16 protein-coding genes are annotated in these 15,635 nt (G+C 74.7%); 7 read left to right on the top strand and 9 right to left on the bottom strand.

The annotated features are described in order from the left end of the window. Nucleotides 1-60 precede the first annotated feature (60 nt). From FB388_RS14805 to FB388_RS14795, 3 genes are read left to right on the top strand one after another with little or no spacing between them, the layout of a single operon-like run. Entirely contained in the window at nt 61-705 is a 645-nt protein-coding gene (locus tag FB388_RS14805; protein WP_246121936.1) for a L,D-transpeptidase, read from the top strand. A gap of 29 nt (nt 706-734) precedes the next feature. Beyond that, a complete protein-coding gene (locus FB388_RS14800) occupies nt 735-1,085 on the top strand; it encodes a BlaI/MecI/CopY family transcriptional regulator (RefSeq protein ID WP_211361921.1) in 351 nt (116 codons plus the stop codon). 14 nt (nt 1,086-1,099) lie between these two features. After that, nucleotides 1,100-2,002, top strand: coding sequence for a M56 family metallopeptidase (locus FB388_RS14795; RefSeq protein ID WP_142101317.1), 903 nt, complete (start codon nt 1,100-1,102; stop codon nt 2,000-2,002). A gap of 4 nt (nt 2,003-2,006) precedes the next feature. Here FB388_RS14795 and FB388_RS14790 read toward each other — a convergent pair whose 3' ends face one another. After that, the gene (locus FB388_RS14790; protein ID WP_142101315.1) at nt 2,007-3,050 is read right to left on the bottom strand and encodes a fatty acid desaturase family protein; all 1,044 of its coding nucleotides are present in this window, start codon (nt 3,048-3,050) and stop codon (nt 2,007-2,009) included. 122 nt (nt 3,051-3,172) lie between these two features. Here FB388_RS14790 and FB388_RS14785 point away from each other — a divergent pair, with 122 nt between their 5' ends. Next, nucleotides 3,173-4,009 (top strand): hypothetical protein, encoded by an 837-nt coding sequence (locus tag FB388_RS14785; RefSeq protein ID WP_142101313.1) that lies wholly within the window; start codon nt 3,173-3,175, stop codon nt 4,007-4,009. Between the two features lie 13 nt (nt 4,010-4,022). Here FB388_RS14785 and FB388_RS14780 read toward each other — a convergent pair whose 3' ends face one another. Both FB388_RS14780 and FB388_RS14775 read right to left on the bottom strand, forming a co-directional pair. Then, a complete protein-coding gene (locus FB388_RS14780) occupies nt 4,023-5,351 on the bottom strand; it encodes an MFS transporter (RefSeq protein ID WP_170225610.1) in 1,329 nt (442 codons plus the stop codon). A 140-nt stretch (nt 5,352-5,491) separates the two neighbouring features. Further along, nucleotides 5,492-6,514: a zinc-binding dehydrogenase gene (locus tag FB388_RS14775; protein WP_246121934.1), complete on the bottom strand. Its 1,023-nt coding sequence runs from the start codon at nt 6,512-6,514 to the stop codon at nt 5,492-5,494. A gap of 77 nt (nt 6,515-6,591) precedes the next feature. Between FB388_RS14775 and FB388_RS14770 the strand changes: the two genes are divergently transcribed. Together FB388_RS14770 and FB388_RS14765 are read left to right on the top strand one after the other, a co-directional pair. Continuing rightward, entirely contained in the window at nt 6,592-7,977 is a 1,386-nt protein-coding gene (locus tag FB388_RS14770) for an ATP-binding protein (protein WP_211361920.1), read from the top strand. A gap of 63 nt (nt 7,978-8,040) precedes the next feature. Continuing rightward, nucleotides 8,041-10,014: a vWA domain-containing protein gene (locus tag FB388_RS14765; RefSeq protein WP_142101307.1), complete on the top strand. Its 1,974-nt coding sequence runs from the start codon at nt 8,041-8,043 to the stop codon at nt 10,012-10,014. 49 nt (nt 10,015-10,063) lie between these two features. On the opposite strand, the gene FB388_RS14760 is transcribed toward FB388_RS14765, so the two are convergent. The 4 genes from FB388_RS14760 to FB388_RS14745 form a co-directional block, all read right to left on the bottom strand. Continuing rightward, the gene (locus FB388_RS14760; protein ID WP_142101305.1) at nt 10,064-10,387 is read right to left on the bottom strand and encodes a YciI family protein; all 324 of its coding nucleotides are present in this window, start codon (nt 10,385-10,387) and stop codon (nt 10,064-10,066) included. Between the two features lie 84 nt (nt 10,388-10,471). Beyond that, the gene (locus FB388_RS14755; protein WP_211361919.1) at nt 10,472-11,641 is read right to left on the bottom strand and encodes an N-acetylglucosamine-6-phosphate deacetylase; all 1,170 of its coding nucleotides are present in this window, start codon (nt 11,639-11,641) and stop codon (nt 10,472-10,474) included. Continuing rightward, nucleotides 11,638-12,663, bottom strand: a complete 1,026-nt coding sequence (locus tag FB388_RS14750) for an SIS domain-containing protein (protein WP_142103122.1) — start codon at nt 12,661-12,663, stop codon at nt 11,638-11,640. The genes FB388_RS14755 and FB388_RS14750 overlap by 4 nt, the downstream gene beginning before the upstream one ends. A gap of 32 nt (nt 12,664-12,695) precedes the next feature. Continuing rightward, on the bottom strand, nt 12,696-13,586 hold the full coding sequence (locus FB388_RS14745) for an N-acetylglucosamine kinase (RefSeq protein WP_142101303.1): 891 nt from the start codon (nt 13,584-13,586) through the stop codon (nt 12,696-12,698). A gap of 104 nt (nt 13,587-13,690) precedes the next feature. Between FB388_RS14745 and FB388_RS39420 the strand changes: the two genes are divergently transcribed. Continuing rightward, complete coding sequence (locus tag FB388_RS39420) at nt 13,691-13,861, top strand: hypothetical protein (RefSeq protein ID WP_170225410.1); 171 nt, start codon at nt 13,691-13,693, stop codon at nt 13,859-13,861. A gap of 9 nt (nt 13,862-13,870) precedes the next feature. Here FB388_RS39420 and FB388_RS14740 read toward each other — a convergent pair whose 3' ends face one another. Both FB388_RS14740 and FB388_RS14735 read right to left on the bottom strand, forming a co-directional pair. Next, on the bottom strand, nt 13,871-15,049 hold the full coding sequence (locus FB388_RS14740; protein WP_142101301.1) for an FAD-dependent oxidoreductase: 1,179 nt from the start codon (nt 15,047-15,049) through the stop codon (nt 13,871-13,873). After that, complete coding sequence (locus FB388_RS14735) at nt 15,049-15,612, bottom strand: TetR/AcrR family transcriptional regulator (protein ID WP_142101299.1); 564 nt, start codon at nt 15,610-15,612, stop codon at nt 15,049-15,051. Before FB388_RS14735 ends, FB388_RS14740 begins: the two co-directional genes overlap by 1 nt. Nucleotides 15,613-15,635 lie beyond the last annotated feature (23 nt).

Here is a 15,635-nt window from a genome sequence, read left to right as displayed (position 1 = left end):
GGACGAAGCGCGCGGCGGCTACCAGCCGCCCGTGTGGCGGTTGGCGCACTGGCGACGGTCATGGCGACCGGACTGCTGGGACTCGGGTACGCACAGGCGAACCCGCAGGTCGCGGCCCCCGGCCTGCCCCCCGCGCCTGCCGTGGCCGGTCCCGCCCAGCCCGCGGAGCGCACCCCCGACGACGACTCCCGCCACGCCGCGACCAGCGACCGGGACCTCGAGCCGGAGGCGCCGGGCCGGGTCCGTGCCGCCGCGCCCAACGCCGGGCACTCGACGGCGCGCCGTGCTGCGCCCCCTCCCGACGCCGCCCAGAACACGGGGTCGAAGCCGGCTCCGCCCGGGCCCGCCCTGGTGGCCGGCACCCCGTGCACCGTGACCGCGCGCGCCTGCGTGGCGCTGACCGAGCGGCTGGCCTGGCTGATCGAGGGCGGCGTCATCAGACGGGGACCGGTCCACATCCAGCACGGCGACGCGGCGGACCCCACCCCACGGGGCACCTTCAGGGTGCAGTGGAAGGCCGAGCAGTACACCAGCCGCGAGTACCTCACCCAGATGCCGTACTCGGTGTTCTTCGCCGACGGCGGGATCGCGTTCCACGAGGGAACGCAGGACAACCCGTCCGCGGGCTGCGTGAAGCTCGAGCACGCGGATGCGGAGGCGTTCTTCTACTTCTTGCAGAAGGGTGACGAAGTACAGATCCACTAGGTGGTGCCGGGGCTTCTACCTCCAGTAGAATGGCGTTCGTGCCGACACTGGGTGAGCTGGAACGCGCCGTGATGGAGACCCTCTGGTCGGCCAGTGCACCAGTCACCGCTCGCGACGTGCAGGACGCGCTCGCGGGCCGTGACCTCGCCACCACCACCGTGCTCACCGTCCTCGGGCGGCTGGAGCGCAAGGGCCTGGTCACCCGGGAACGGGCGGGTCGTGCCCACCGCTACCGGGCCGTCGCGAGCCGCGAGGACCACGTCGCCGAGCTCATGCGCGACGCCCTCGACGCCGCTCCCGACCGCGGTGCCGCGCTGGCCCGGTTCCTCGGCTCCATCCCCGAGGACGAACGCGCCGCCCTGCGCGACCTGCTCGACTGACATCCTTAGTACTCATGGAGAGCGCGGCGCTGTTGCTGCTCGTGCTCGGCGTGCTGCTCGCCGAGCCGGTCAGCCGTTCGCTGGCTCGTGCGCAGTGGACCGTCCGCGACCCGGTCGGTGCCCTGCTCGTCTGGCAGGCCGTCGGGCTGGCCGGAGGGCTCGCGCTGCTCGGCTCGGGGGTCGTGTACGGCCTGGCACCGCTCGGCCCGTCCCTCCCGACGGCGGTGGGCAACACCGCGGAGATGCTCGCCGCCGGGCGGGTGCCGCAGCTCGGCGTCACCCACGTGCTGGCCCTGCTCGCCGCACTGGTGCTGGCGCTGCGGCTCGTCGGGGTGCTCGTGGCGGTCACGACGCGCACGCTGCGGGCCCGCAGGCGCCACCGCGACCTGCTCGACCTGCTCGCGACGCCGTGGCCGGACGTGCCGCACGCCCAGGTGCTCGACCACCCGGTGCCCGTGGCGTACTGCCTCCCCGGGCTGCGTTCGCGGCTCGTGGTCTCCGCCGGGGTGCTCGACGCCCTCGACCCGCCCGCCGTGAAGGCCGTGCTCGCCCACGAGCAGGCGCACCTGCGGGAACGCCACGACCTCGTCGTGCTGCCGTTCGTCGCGTGGGGCGCCACCGCGCCGTTCGTGCGCGGGATGGTGTGCGCGCAGGTGGCGGTGGCTGCGCTCGTGGAGATGCGGGCCGACGACGTCGCGTCGGCGGCGGTCACGCCCAAGCAGCTCACGGGGGCGCTGCGCACGGTCGGCGGGGCCGCTCCGGCCGCCGCGCTCAGCTCCTTCACCGACGCCCTCGACCGGCGGCTGCTGCGCATCGTGCGCCCACCGGCCCCGCTGCCGTCCGCGGTGCGGATCATGGTGCGGCTCGGCGCCCTCGGGCTCGTCGCGATCCCCACCGGCCTGCTCCTGCTCTCCTGACCGGTCAGGCACGCAGCGGGGCACTGGCGGTCCGCAGCTGGCCGAGCGACTCCGCCCACGACCGGACGAGGCCGGTCTCGTGGTAGTCCACCCCGACCTCGCCGCAGAACTCGCGCACCAGCTTGCGCGACCGGCGCAGGTTCGGCGTGGGCATGCTGGGGAAGAGGTGGTGCTCGATCTGGTGGTTCAGCCCACCCATCGCGACGTGCAGCAGTCCGTCGGTCAGCCGCCCACCTGCCACGTTGCGCGAGGTGAGCACCTGCTTGCGCAGGAAGTCCATGCGCTCCGTCGGCATCTCCATGCCCTTGTGGTTCGGGGCGAAGATCGAGCCGAGGTAGATGCCGAACAGGCCCTGGTGCACGACGAAGAACGCCACGGCGAGCCCGGGCGGCAGCACCGCGAGGAGCGCCGTCAGGTAGCCGGCGGCGTGCACGGCCAGCAGCGTGAGCTCGAGCCCACGACCACGCACCTTCGAGCCGTTCGCGCCGAGGAGGCCCTGCAGGCTCGCGCGGCGCAGGTCGATACCGGCCAGGGTGAGCAGCGGGAAGAAGAGCACCGCCTGGTGGCGGTTCAGGAACCGGTTGATCCCGCGGCTCGCCTCGGCCTGCTCGCCGGTCCAGGCCAGCGCGCCCGCCTCGACGTCGGGGTCGAGGCCCTCGTGGTTCGGGTTGGCGTGGTGGCGGGTGTGCTTGTCCATCCACCAGCCGTAGGACATCCCGATGCCGAGGTTGCCGAGTATGCGCCCGACGACCGCGGACGGGCGGCGCGTGCGGAACACCTGGCGGTGGGCCACGTCGTGGGCGAGCAGCGCGATCTGGCCGTACAGCACGGCGGCCGCCGCGGCCACGGCCAGCTGCCACGGCGAGTCGCCGATCAGGACGAAGGCGGTTGCGGTGGCCGCGGCGAAGGCGCCCACCAGCGCGAACCGGGCCAGGTAGTAGCCGGGGCGGCGGCGCATCAGGCCCGCCGCGGCCACCCGCGCGGAAAGGCGGGCGAAGTCGCTCCCGGCGGGGCCCGCCGCGGTCTCGGTGATCGTGCTGCTGGTCATGGTCAGAGCCTGGGGGAGCAGCACGCCGGTGATGAGCCTGCGAGCCCCCGGACCGGGGGTGGGGCTCGCCCCCCGCCGGCCGCGCGGAACTCACAGCGTCGTCACAGCGACGGTCTGGGAACGTGTGGCTCTCGCTGCCCGACACCCGGAGACGCACGATGTCGATCTCGCTGCACACCGGTGGCCGCACCGCGACCGTCAGCTCGTCGTGGACCGCGTGGGACGCTCCGTTCCGGCTGGTGGTCACCGACCCGTGGGCGATGCACCACGCCCGCCACCAGGTGGCGGACGTCGTCGGCGCACTCGTGGCCACCGTCGATCGCCGCCTCCCGGCTGCCCGGCGTGATGCGCAGCTCGTTCAGATGCTCGGTGGGACGCGCAGCACCCCACTGCGGCCCTTCCCGTACGGGATCGCGGCCTCGCCCGCCGACGGGGACGTCCACCGCCCCGCACCCACGCGGTGGCAGCAGGCGTTCACCGCCGCCGGGCGCGCCCGCGACGGCTGGTCGGTGACCGCCGGACCCGCCGCTCCTGCCCTGATCGCGCAGCGGTGCGCCGAGCTCGTGGCCGAGGCGGCCTCGTGCGGTGTGCTCGTGGCGTTCGGCGACCACGTCGCCACGTCCGGGCTCGCGCCGGTCGGCGGCTGGCGGGTGCAGATGCAGGACGCGCTCGTCGCGATCGACGGCGGAGCGGTCTCCTCGACCAGCTGCGTGCAGCGCGGCCGGGCCGACCGGCTCCAGCCGTTCGCGGTGGCGGCGACCGGGCGCACGGTCGTGCCCGCATGGCGGTCGGTCGCGGTGGCCGCGGCCGACGCCCCCGCTGCGAGCGCGGCGTGCAACGGCGCGCTGCTGCGCGGCGCCTGCGCGCCCGCGTGGCTGGCCGAGCTCGGGCTCCCGGCGCTGCTCGTGGACTCCCACGGCGTCCCGCACGCCGTGGGACGCTGGCCCGTTCCGGCCTGACCGGTCGGTAGCGTCAGGCAGGAACGGGATCGGCCGCCGCGACCCGGTCGGGCCCGCCGAGCAGGAGCGTGGTGAGCCCGGCCAGCGGGAGCACCACGAGGAGGCAGAACGCCCCGGCCACGCCGATCACCTCGGCCAGCCCCCCGACGAGCGCAGCGCCGACGCTGGCGCCGGTGAGGAACACCAGCGTCGCGATGCCGAGCGCGACCCCGCGCTGGGAGTCGCGGACCGCCGTCCCCACCGAGGAGATCATCGCCGGCTGCCCGACCCCGAACGCGCCGCTGACCAGCATCACGGCCAGCGCGAGTAGCACCGGGGCCTGGAGCCACGCGCCGGTGGCGGCCACCAGCAGCGCGACCACGGCCGTCGGGCAGGCCAGGGCGATCGAGCGCCGCGGGCCGAGCCGGGCGAGCAGCGTGCGGGCGATCCTGGGGGAGACGAACCCGACCACGGCGGACGGCACCAGGAGGACGCCGGTGGCGAACGGTGTCCAGCCCCAGGAGGCCGCCGTGAGCGGCACCCCGAGCAGCAGGGCGAACCAGCTCGCCGGGATCGCGCCCGCCGCGAAGGCGCTGCGCAGCACCGTGGTGTTGGTGACGATCTCGCGCGGCAGGAACCCGTGCGGCCGCACCCGGACCCGCAGGGCGAGCAGCGGCGCGCCGACCACCAGCAGCACGGCTCCGACGGTCCCGGCGACCACGCCGGCGGACGGCGACTGGAGCAGCAGCACCAGCCCGGACGCTGCGACCGCTACGAGGACCGCACCGATGCCGTCGATGCGCTCACCGGTGCCTTCGGCCGGGGAGACCCGCCACAGCGGCACGATCGCGAGGGCACCGAGCACCGGCAGCACCACGGACCACCGCCAGCCGCCGAGCGCCTCGAGGCCGCCGCCCGCGAGCGGGCCGAGCGACCCGAGCGTGGCGGCCACGCCCGCGATGCGCCCGAGCGCCGCCCCGCGCTGCTCCCCGCTCCACCGCGCGGTGATGAGCGCCGTGGCCAGCACCGGGATCGCCGCCGCGCCCGCACCCTGCACCAGCCGGGCGATCATGAGCACGGTGAAGGACGGTGCGAGCGCCGACACCAGTGCGCCGAGCGACATCGCCCCGATGCCCAGCACGAGTGGGAGCCGAATTCCGACCATGTCGGCGATCCGCCCGTACGCCGGTGTGCCGACGGCCAGCGCCACCGTGTAGCCGCTCACCATCCAGGCGGCCGTGGCGTGGCTGACGTGGAGCTCCGCCGCGAGCTCCGGCAGTGCGACGGTAACGGCCGACGTCGACATGCCGGCGAGTCCGAACAGGAGACCGAGCAGGGCGGCGGACCGCCCGGGAGACCGCATGTGTACGGGGAACCCCGCGACCGCGGTGAACATTCCCGCTCGCGCACTCAGAGCGCGACTCGCGCGCACGGACACCGCGACTCGCGGGGCCTAGCGCCCCCGCTCTCGCGAGTCGCGCTCTGAGTGCAGGTGAGTCGCGTTCAGGGTGTCAGGACCACCTTGCCCGTCGTCGCCCGCGTCTCGAGGGCCTGGTGCGCCGCCGCGGCGTCGGCGAGCGGGAACGGCGGGTTCACGAGCGGCACGAGGTGCCCGGCGGCGGCCTCGGCGAGGGATCGCGTCTCGAGACCGCGCAGACCGCCGTAGCGCTTCATCATCCGCGGCCCGGTGACCCACGCGACCGACAGCGAGCGCGCGGCGATGTCGGTGCTCGTGAACGGCGTGACGCCCCCCGACGTCCAGCCGAACATCACGATCCGCCCGCCGGTGTCCAGCATCTCGAGCCCGGCTCGCCCGACCTCGCCGCCCACCCCGTCGAGCAGGACGGTGGGCTTGCGCCCGTCGAGCGCGGCGAGGACGCGGTCCGGCCAGCCCGGCTCGCGGTAGTCGACGGCGACGTCCGCGCCGAGCGCCTGCACCCGACGCACCTTCTCCAGCCCGCCCGCGAGTCCCACGGCCACGGCGCCCGCCCCCCGTGCGGCCTGCACGAACAGGCTCCCGAGCCCGCCCGCCGCCGAGGGCACGAGCACGACGTCCTCCGCCTCGATCTCGGCGGCGTCGAGGATCCCCACGGCGGTGCGCCCCGTCCCGATCATCGCGACGGCGGCCTCCGCGGTGAGGGAGTCGGGGATCTCGTGCAGGGACGTCTGCGCCGCGACCGCGAGGGAGGCGTAGCCGCCGCTCGCCATGCCCAGGTGGGCGACCACGCGCTTTCCGGTCCAGCTCGGGTCGGCGCCCGGTCCGGTGGCCACGACGGTGCCGGCGACCTCCCGCCCGGGCGTCATCGGCAGCTCAGGCCGTGGGAACGGTCCGCCCGTCTGGCCCGCCCTGATCGCGGTGTCCAGCAGGTGCACGCCCGCCGCGGCGACCTCGACCAGCACCTGCCCCTCGCCGGGCACCGGGTCCGGGACCTCTTCGTAGCGCAGCGTCTCCGCCGGTCCGAACTCGTACTGCCGGATCGCCTTCACGTTCGTCTCCTCGCTCGTTCCGATCTCGTCGAACCGCACGCTAGGAGTTGAAGTCAGGTCGAGGTCAACGGAAACGGTTGGCGGTTGACCGGTGTTGCGGGCGTAACGTTGATTACGTGCCTTCTGGACTACCCAGCACCCTGGGCGCGCTCCGCGCGTCCGGCCACGAGCTCCGTGGCGTCAAGGACGAGATCCGCACCAACCTCATCACCGCGCTCCGGGAGGGGCGCGACCCGTGGCCCGGCATCGTCGGGTTCGACTCCACCGTGCTCCCGCAGCTGGAACGCGCGCTGATCGCCGGGCACGACGTCGTGCTGCTCGGCGAGCGCGGCCAGGGCAAGACCCGGCTGCTGCGCACCCTGGTCAACCTGCTCGACGAGTGGACGCCCGTGATCGAGGGCTCCGAGCTCGGCGAGCACCCCTACGACCCGATCACCCCCGCCTCCCGCCGCCGTGCCGCGGAGCTGGGCGACGACCTGCCGGTGGCATGGCGCCACCGCGACGAGCGGTACACCGAGAAGCTCGCCACCCCCGACACCGCCGTCGCCGACCTGATCGGCGACATCGACCCGGTCAAGGTCGCCGAGGGCCGCTCCCTCGGCGACCCGGAGACCATCCACTACGGCCTGGTGCCGCGCGCCCACCGCGGCATCGTCACGATCAACGAGCTGCCCGACCTGGCCGAACGCATCCAGGTGGCGCTGCTCAACGTCATGGAGGAGCGCGACATCCAGGTCCGCGGCTACACGCTGCGGCTGCCCCTGGACGTGCTGCTCGTGGCGTCGGCGAACCCCGAGGACTACACGAACCGCGGGCGGATCATCACCCCGCTCAAGGACCGCTTCGGGGCCGAGGTCCGCACGCACTACCCCCTCGAGCTGGCCGACGAGATCGCACTCGTGCAGCAGGAGGCCCAGCTCGTCGCCGACGTCCCGCGGCACCTCCTGGAGGTGATCGCCCGGTTCACGCGGTCGCTGCGCGAGTCGAGCGCGGTCGACCAGGGCTCGGGCGTCTCGGCCCGGTTCGCCGTGGCCGCCGCCGAGACGGTCGCCGCGGCCGCGCTGCGCCGCGCCGCGATCACCGGCGAGGAGCGGCCCGTCGCCCGGCCGATCGACCTCGAGTCGGTGCCCTCGGTGCTGCGCGGCAAGCTCGAGTTCGCGTCCGGTGAGGAGGGGCGCGAGTTGGAGCACCTCGAACACCTGCTCCGCCGCGCCACCGCCGACACCGCCCGCGCCCGACTGCGCGGGATCGACCTGAACCCCCTCGCCGAGGCGGTGGCCGAGGCGCCGGTGCGCACCGGCGAGCGGGTGCCCGCGGTCGAGGTGGTGGCCGCGCTGCCGGCCGTCGAGTCGCTCACCGAGGTCGCCAAGCGCCTGGACGCGGCGGGCACCGAGGACCCCGGTCCCATGGCGAGCGCGGCGGAGCTGGCCCTGGAGCTGCTCTACCTGACGAGGCGCCTGACGAAGTCGGAGTCCGACGACGACAAGGTGATCTACGAATGAGCGGCCCGACCGACGAACGGCGCGTTCGTCGGATAGGTACCGACGAACGCGCCGCTCGTCGGAATGCGTGCGGGGAAGGAGCGAGCCGTGGCGCGACCTAGCAGGCGATATGCATATGGGCCCTATGTCGACGGGCCCGACCCGCTCGCGCCACCCGTCGACATCCGCGCCGCGCTCGACGAGATCGGCCGCGACGTCATGGAGGGTTCGTCGCCGCGCTCGGCGCTGCAGGAGCTGATGCGACGCGGCACCCGGGAGCGGCGCGGCCTCGACGAGCTCACCCGCGAGGTCTGGCAGCGGCGCAGCCGCCTGCAGCGGGAGAACCGCCTCGACGGCACGTTGCAGCAGGTCCGCGAGCTGCTGCAACGTGCCCTCGACGCCGAGCGCGACGCGCTGGGCCGCCAGGACACCGACGACGCCCGGTTCCGGGAGATGCAGCTCGACGCGCTGCCGTCCGACACCGGCGGTGCGGTGCGCGAGCTGGACTCCTACGACTGGCAGTCCGGCGATGCCCGCGAGGCCTACGAGGAGATCCGCGACCTGCTCGGCCGGGAGATGCTGGACCAGCGCTTCGCCGGGATGAAGCAGGCGATGGAGAACGCCACCCCGGAGGACGTCGAGCGGATCCGCGAGATGCTCGACGACCTCAACTCGCTGCTCTCCGAGCACGCGCAGGGGCGGGACACGCAGCAGCAGTTCGAGCAGTTCATGCAGAAGCACGGCGAGTTCTTCCCGGAGAACCCGCAGAACACCGACGAGCTGGTCGACCTGCTCGCCCAGCGGGCGGCCGCGGCGCAGCGGATGCTCAACTCGATGTCCGCCGAGCAGCGGGCCGAGCTGATGGAGCTGGCGCAGCAGGCCTTCGGCGACCCGCGCCTTGCGCAGGCCCTCGCCCAGCTGGACGCCCAGCTGCAGGGCCTCCGGCCCGGCGAGGACTGGGAGGGCCAGGGCCGCTTCCGCGGCGACAACCCGCTCGGCATGGGCGAGGCCACCCGCGCAATGGAGCAGCTCGGGCAGCTCGACGCGCTGGCGGAGCAGCTGTCGCAGAGCTACCCGGGTGCGCGGATGGAGGACATCGACCTCGACGCGCTCGGCGAGCACCTGGGCGACCAGGCGCGCGTCGACGCCCGCGCGCTGGCCGAGCTGCAGCGCGAGCTGGAGCGCCAGGGCCTGTTCGAGCGGGCACCGGACGGGTCGTTGCAGCTGTCGCCGAAGGCGCTGCGGCGCCTCGGTGAGTCGGCGCTGCGCGACATCGTCGACAAGATCGGTGCGCGGCGCGGCGAGCGGGAGGACCGCAGGTCCGGGCCCGCCGGCGAGGCCACCGGGGCCACCCGGCCGTGGGCGTTCGGCGACACCGAGGCGTGGAGCGTGCCGCGCACGCTGCTGAACGCCCAGCTGCGGCGGGCGGGCGGGGACGAGCGGCGGCTCGACGTCACCGACGTGGAGATCGTCGAGACCGAGCAGCGCTCCCGCGCGGCGGTGGCGCTGCTGGTGGACACGTCGTGGTCGATGGTGCAGGACGGGCGTTGGGTGCCGATGAAGCGCACGGCGCTCGCGCTGCACCAGCTGATCTCCACCCGCTTCCGCGGCGACGACCTGAAGCTGGTCACGTTCGGCCGCCACGCCCGGTCGGTGGAGCTCGGGGAGCTGGTCGGCCTGGAGGGGGTGTGGGAGCAGGGCACCAACCTGCACCACGCCCTGCTGCTGGCCGGCGAGCACCTGCGCCGCAACCCGGACGCGCAGCCGGTCGTCCTCGTGGTCACCGACGGCGAGCCGACCGCCCACCTGGAGGCCGACGGCGAGGCGGTGTTCGACTGGCCGCCGAGTCCGGAGACGCTGCGGGCCACGATCGGCGCGCTGGACAAGATCACGACCCTGCGCCCGTCGATCACGTTCTTCATGCTCGGCGACGACCCGCGGCTCGCGATGTTCATCGATGACGTGGCTCGGCGCTGCGGCGGCCGCGTGGTGGCTCCGACGCTGGACGGCCTGGGCGCGGAGGTGGTGTCGGACTACATCCGCTCCCGCAAACGCTGATCATGCGTATCGCCGCTCGCTCGCCCGCCGCCGAAGGCCGGTGCAACGGTCACCGATCAGGTGCGTGCGGGCGGGCGAGCACCAGCGGCATGTGGTGGAGCTCGTAGCGGGTGATCATCCCCGAGGTGATCGCCGGATCTCCGGCCACCAGGCGTTCGGCCGCATCACGCGACTCCGCCTCGAGCACCCCGATGCCCCAGACGCCGGCCGGGTCGGCGACCGAGCCGACCACGACCACGGCGCCCTTGGTCAGGTGGCCGTGCCAGTACTCCGAGTGCTCGGCCATCACCCCGGCCTCCGCCTCGGTCATGTCCGTGGCGAAGCTCGGGCGGGGCGGGATGAGCCGGAGGAGGAAGTGGCTCGTGCTCGTCATGGGGCAAGCCTGCCAGCGTCGGTCCGTCCCGGCGACGATCACGGTCTGCGCTCCGGCGAGCGCACTGCCCGGTCGGGCGGACGGTCACCTCGGGAGGAGCCGACCCGCCCGGTAGACCTCGCGGACCTTCAGCCCGGTGTCGAGTACCACGAGGTCGGCCCGCCGGCCGGGGGCGATCACCCCGACGTCGGCGAGGCCGAGGGCGCGCGCCGGAGACGTGGCCGTCAGCGCCACCGCGCGGCGCAGGGCCTCCTCGTGGGGCACCGCGGCGTGCCGCACGACCTTCGCGAATAGGACGTCCGTGGTGGCGGTGCTGCCGGCGATGGCGCCTGCCCGGCCGTCGCTGCCCGCGGCGAGCCGGGCCACGCCCTCGGCCACGGTCACCCGCATCGCCCCGAGGTGGTACTCGCCGTCGGGCATGCCGGCGGCGGCCATCGCGTCGGTCACCGCCGCAACCCGACCGGTGCCCGCGCTGCGGACGACGTGCTCCCACAGCGCCGGGTGCACGTGCAGGCCGTCGGTCACGAGCTCGACCGTGACGCGGTCGTCCTCCAGCAGCGCGACGGCCGGGCCGGGCTCGCGGTGGTGCACCGGCGCCATCGCGTTGAACAGGTGCGTTCCGACGCGGGCGCCCGCGTCGATCGCCTCGCGGGTGAGCGCGTAGCTGGCGTCGGTGTGCCCGAGCGCGGCGACCGCTCCCGCGTCGACGACCCGGCGCACCGCGTCCAGGCCGCCCTCCCGCTCGGGGGCGAGCGTCACCATCCGGACGGCGCCGTCCCCGGCCCGCAGGAGGCGGTCCAGCTCGCCGGGGTCGGGGTCGCGCAGCTGCCGCGGGTCGTGCGCGCCGCAGCGCCCCTCCGCGAGCCATGGGCCCTCCAGGTGCACGCCGGCGAGCTCCCCGTCCGCGACGAGCTCGGCGAGCGCGTCGACGGTCTTCAGCAGGTCGTCCGGGCCGGCGGCCACCAGGCTCGCCACCATGGTGGTGGTGCCGTGCGCGCGGTGGAACCCCACGGCCCGCAGCGCGGTCTCCGCGTCGCCGTCCGGGAAGGCGGCACCGGCTCCGCCGTGCACGTGCATGTCGACGAAGCCGGGCACGAGCACCGCGTCGCCGAGATCGACATCGGCGGGCCGGGGAGGTGCGCCCGCGCCGGTGGCGACGATCCGGTCGCCCTCGATCTCGACCCAACCGGCACCGACCGGGACGCCGTCGGCGACGAGCGTGCCGGCTGTGACGATCGACGCCGGGATCGTCACAGGGTCTCCGTGATCTTGCTCAGGCCCCGCGGGGCGTCCGGATCACCGCCGCGCCCGACCGCCACCTGCAGCGCGAGCAGCTGGAACGGCAGGATCTCCAGCAGCGGCGACAGCTCTTCCGGCGCCCCCTCGGGCAGCGCGAAACCCACCGCCGCGTCGGTGACGGCGCTCGGGTGACCCACGCAGCACACGTCCGCGCTGCGTTCGGCGAGCCGCGGCAGCACGTCGCCCATCGCGGCGCCGCCCACGCCCGACGCGACGACGGCGAGCACCGGCACCTGCGGGTCGACCAGCGCGAGCGGGCCGTGCAGCAGGTCGGCACCTGAGAACGCCTGCGCCGACACGTAGGAGGTCTCCATCAGCTTCAGCGCGGCCTCCCGGGCGGTGGGGTAGGAGTAGCCGCGCGCCGTGGTGATCATCCGCTGCGCGAACCGGTAGCGCTGCGCGAGCGCCGTGATCTCGTCGGTGCGTGCGAGCAGCGCGTCGCCCAGGTCCGGAAGCGGCGCGGCGGCCTCCCGGCCGTCGACGTCGCGGACGCGCTCCAGCAGCAGGTACAGCGCGAGCAGCTGCGCCGTGTAGGACTTGGTGGCGGCCACCGAGCGCTCCGGGCCCGCGAGCACGTCGACGTGCGCGTGCGCGGCCCGAGCCAGCGGTGAGGACACGTCGTTGGTGACCGCGACCGTGAGCGCCCCCTGCTCCCTGGCCACCTCGAGCGATCGGACGAGGTCGGGTGAGCCGCCCGACTGGCTGACCCCGACCATCAGCACGTCGCGCAGGTCCGGCCGGGCGCCGTACGCGGTCATCGTCGAGGGGGAGACGAGGCCCGCCGGCAGGCCGTGGCGGATCTCCACCAGGTACTTCGCGTAGAGCGCTGCGTGGTCGCTGGTGCCGCGGGCGACGAACAGCACCGCACGGGGCCGCCGCGAACGGATCAGCTCGGCGGCGGCGTCGATCCCCGCCGCGTCGGCGTGGGCGAGCAGGCTGCGCCAGATGGCGGGCTGCTCGCGGATCTCCGCCGCCATGAGGTGGCCCGGCCGGGAGGCGAGAGCGGGTGTCACAGGATCTCCATCTCGGGACGGGGGATGGCTGCGGCGAGCCGCACCGCACCGACGGCGGGGGCGTGGGTGAGCAGCCGGACGTCGACGCCGGTGAGCCGCTCGCGCACGGCCCGCTGCAGCAGCGGCTGGTGCACGGCGAACCCGCCGCCGAACACCACGGGGCCGGGCAGGTCCAGCCGGTCGAGCACGCGGGTGGCCAGCGCCGCGAGGGCGTCGGCGGCGGTGTCGATGATGAGGGAGGCAGGAGGGTCGCCCCGCGCGGCGAGCCCGATGACGACGGCGGCGCGCTCCGCCCAGTACCGCTTGTCCTGCCGTGCGTAGAAGAAGTCGATCAGTTCCGTGCGGTCGGTGAGGCCGCAGTCCGAGACCAGCGCCGTCGTGAGCGGGTCCGCAGGCGCTCCCGCGTCCATCCGGTCCAGCGCGTGGCGGATGGCGGCGAGCGCGACGTGGTACCCGCTGCCCTCGTCACCCAGCATGTGGCCCCACCCGCCCGCGCGCGCCTCCCTGCCGTCGGCGCGCCTGCCCCACGCCACCGAGCCGGTGCCCGCGATCAGGGAGACGCCCGCGTCGAGGCCCTCGGCGGCGAGCATCAGCCGCGCGTCGTGCACGACGCTCACCTGCGCGCCGGGCACGCGTTCGGCGAGCAGGCGCGTGAGGGCGCCGATCGACTCGGTGCCGTCGGCGCCCGCCGCACCCGCGCAGACGGCGTCGACCGCGTTGACGTCCAGCTGGGCGAACAGGACGTCGAGCTGGCGGCCGGCTTCCGGAACCCCGACCGCGGCGACGTTGGCACTCCCCGCCACGGCCTCGGCCACCGGCTCACCGTCGACGGCCAGGATCCCGTGCGTCTTGGAGCCACCGATGTCGACGCCGATGACGGTCCGCACGCGCGTCCTCGCAGAAGTAGACGTTTGGTCTAGATGACTTGCCTCAGGTTGTCACGCGGCAGGGCCACGGGCAAGTGGGCGCGGCGGGTGGGCAAGCTGTGCGCGTGCACACCTGTCGGCACTGCGGCGCCCCGCGCGATCCGGACGTGGCGGACGCCATCGCGTGGGTCCTGGAGCGCGACCCAGACGGTCGGGAGCACTGGCTGTGCCCGCCCTGCGCCCGCCGCCACCTGCGTGACATCGAGGCCAAGCTCCCGCACGAGTGGTGGGGCTGACGGGCGGGGCTACCGGTGTGCCAGCTGGGCCACCACCGGCGTCCGGTTGCCCGCGACGGTCCTGACGATCGCCCGGTCCAGCCCGGGGATCCTGCTGAGCTTCAGGGCGGCCCTGCGCAGCCGGACCTGCCGCTGCGAGGCCGGCAGGAACCACCGCGCCGCCCGCCGGCCGGCCTCCTGCCGGTCCGTCGTGATCGGGCGCCAGGTCCGCTCGTACCGCTCGAGGCCGGCCTCGAGCGTCGGGGCGGCGGCGAGCTCCTCGGCCAGGACGTACGCGCCGCCGACCCCGAGCGACGCGCCCTGACCGGCGAGGAGCGACACGGCGGCGCACGCGTCGCCCAGCAGCGTCACCCGACCGCGGCTCCACCGCGGCACCTCGATCTGGGCGACCTGGTCGTAGAAGACCTCGGACGGCGGCGGGCAGGCGGCGAGCGCGCGCGGGACGAGCCAGCCGAGCGAGCCGTACTCCTCCCGGACCGCGGCCCGCGCGTCCGCCGGCAACGTGGGGTCGGGCGTGCGGTGCACGGTGAACGTCACGACCCGCCCGCCGCCCAGGCCGTAGATCCCCATCTGGCGCTGCGGGGTGTCGGTCAGGCAGACGCGGTGGCGGGTCGCCTCCTCCGCCACCGGGTCGTGGAACTGGAAGGCCGCGGTGTGGAACCCGAGGTAGCGCAGGAAGCGGCGGTCCTCGCCGAAGACGAGCCGCCGCACGGTGGAGTGGATCCCGTCCGCGCCGACGAGGAGGTCGGCGGCCACCCGGGTGCCGTCGCCGAGACCGAGGTCCACGCCGTCGGACCCGTCGCGCACGTCCGCCACGCCCGCTCCGAACCGCAGCTCGACCGCGTCGGGCAGCTGCTCCCGCAACGCGGTTTCCAGCTCGGAACGCAGGAGGCTCAGCAGCCGGCCCTTCTCCGCTGTGGCGAAGCGCGCGAAGGTGAGTCGCCCCGTGGTGCGTCCGGCAGCGTCCACGTAGGTCGCCTCGTCGATCGGGTGCGCCCGCTCACGCAGTGCCGGCAGCAGCCCCATCGCCTCGGCCGCGTCGAAGCCGGGACCGAAGAAGTCGATCATGTAGCCCTGCTCGCGCGGGCCGGGTGCGCGCTCCAGCACGACGACGTCCCAGCCGTGTGCGTGCATCCGGTGCGCCAGCGCGAGCCCGGAGATCCCCGCACCGCAGATCGCGACCTTCATCACTGCTCCCCCTTCTCGACGATCCGGTGCAACACGGGCGCCACGGCCGGTGCCGGACCGAGCGACCGGTGCAGCAGCACCCCGTCGATCACGGCGGCCAGCACGGCGGCCGTTGCGTCCGGATCCGGCACGCCGTGCTCGTGCAGCCGCCCGGCGAGCCCGTTCCGGAACTCGTCGAGGACGGCGGAGAGCTCCCGGCGCAGTGCCGGGTCCCGCGTGGCGGCCAGGTAGGTCTCGACGGCGAGGAGCGAGGCCGGGTCGGTGCCGGTATACCGGTCCGCCTCGCCCGCGATCAGGTCGACGATCTCGGTGGGGCTGCCGGCGTGCTGCAGCAGCGCCCCGACGCCGCCGACCATCTCGCGCAGCGCACCGACCGCCGCCTCGGCGAGCAGCGCCTGCAGCGATGCGAAGTGGTAGTGCACCAGTCCGGGCGCCACCCCCGCCCGTTCGGCCACGGTGCGGGTGCTCACGGCCGTCCACCCGCGCTCCGGCACGAGCTCCCGCGCGGCCTGCACCAACCGGCGTCGCACCTCGCGTCCCCGGCTTGCCGAGGTCTCGGCCATCGGCCCTCCTTGGACGTTCGCCT

It is taken from the genome of Pseudonocardia cypriaca, assembly GCF_006717045.1.
Classification (GTDB): Bacteria; Actinomycetota; Actinomycetes; order Mycobacteriales; family Pseudonocardiaceae; genus Pseudonocardia; species Pseudonocardia cypriaca.
Note: the sequence above shows the minus strand (reverse complement) of the source record. Positions and strands in the feature narration are given on the sequence as shown.

Excerpts from the sequence above, each read along its gene's own strand:
- FB388_RS14805 (WP_246121936.1), top strand. The coding sequence starts at position 61 with ATGGCGACCGGACTGCTGGGACTCGGGTACGCACAGGCGAACCCGCAG.
- FB388_RS14800 (WP_211361921.1), top strand. The coding sequence starts at position 735 with ATGGCGTTCGTGCCGACACTGGGTGAGCTGGAACGCGCCGTGATGGAG.
- FB388_RS14795 (WP_142101317.1), top strand. The coding sequence starts at position 1,100 with ATGGAGAGCGCGGCGCTGTTGCTGCTCGTGCTCGGCGTGCTGCTCGCC.
- FB388_RS14790 (WP_142101315.1), bottom strand. The coding sequence starts at position 3,050 with ATGACCAGCAGCACGATCACCGAGACCGCGGCGGGCCCCGCCGGGAGC.
- FB388_RS14780 (WP_170225610.1), bottom strand. The coding sequence starts at position 5,351 with ATGCGGTCTCCCGGGCGGTCCGCCGCCCTGCTCGGTCTCCTGTTCGGA.
- FB388_RS14765 (WP_142101307.1), top strand. The coding sequence starts at position 8,041 with ATGCGTGCGGGGAAGGAGCGAGCCGTGGCGCGACCTAGCAGGCGATAT.
- FB388_RS14760 (WP_142101305.1), bottom strand. The coding sequence starts at position 10,387 with ATGACGAGCACGAGCCACTTCCTCCTCCGGCTCATCCCGCCCCGCCCG.
- FB388_RS14750 (WP_142103122.1), bottom strand. The coding sequence starts at position 12,663 with ATGGCGGCGGAGATCCGCGAGCAGCCCGCCATCTGGCGCAGCCTGCTC.
- FB388_RS14740 (WP_142101301.1), bottom strand. The coding sequence starts at position 15,049 with ATGAAGGTCGCGATCTGCGGTGCGGGGATCTCCGGGCTCGCGCTGGCG.
- FB388_RS14735 (WP_142101299.1), bottom strand. The coding sequence starts at position 15,612 with ATGGCCGAGACCTCGGCAAGCCGGGGACGCGAGGTGCGACGCCGGTTG.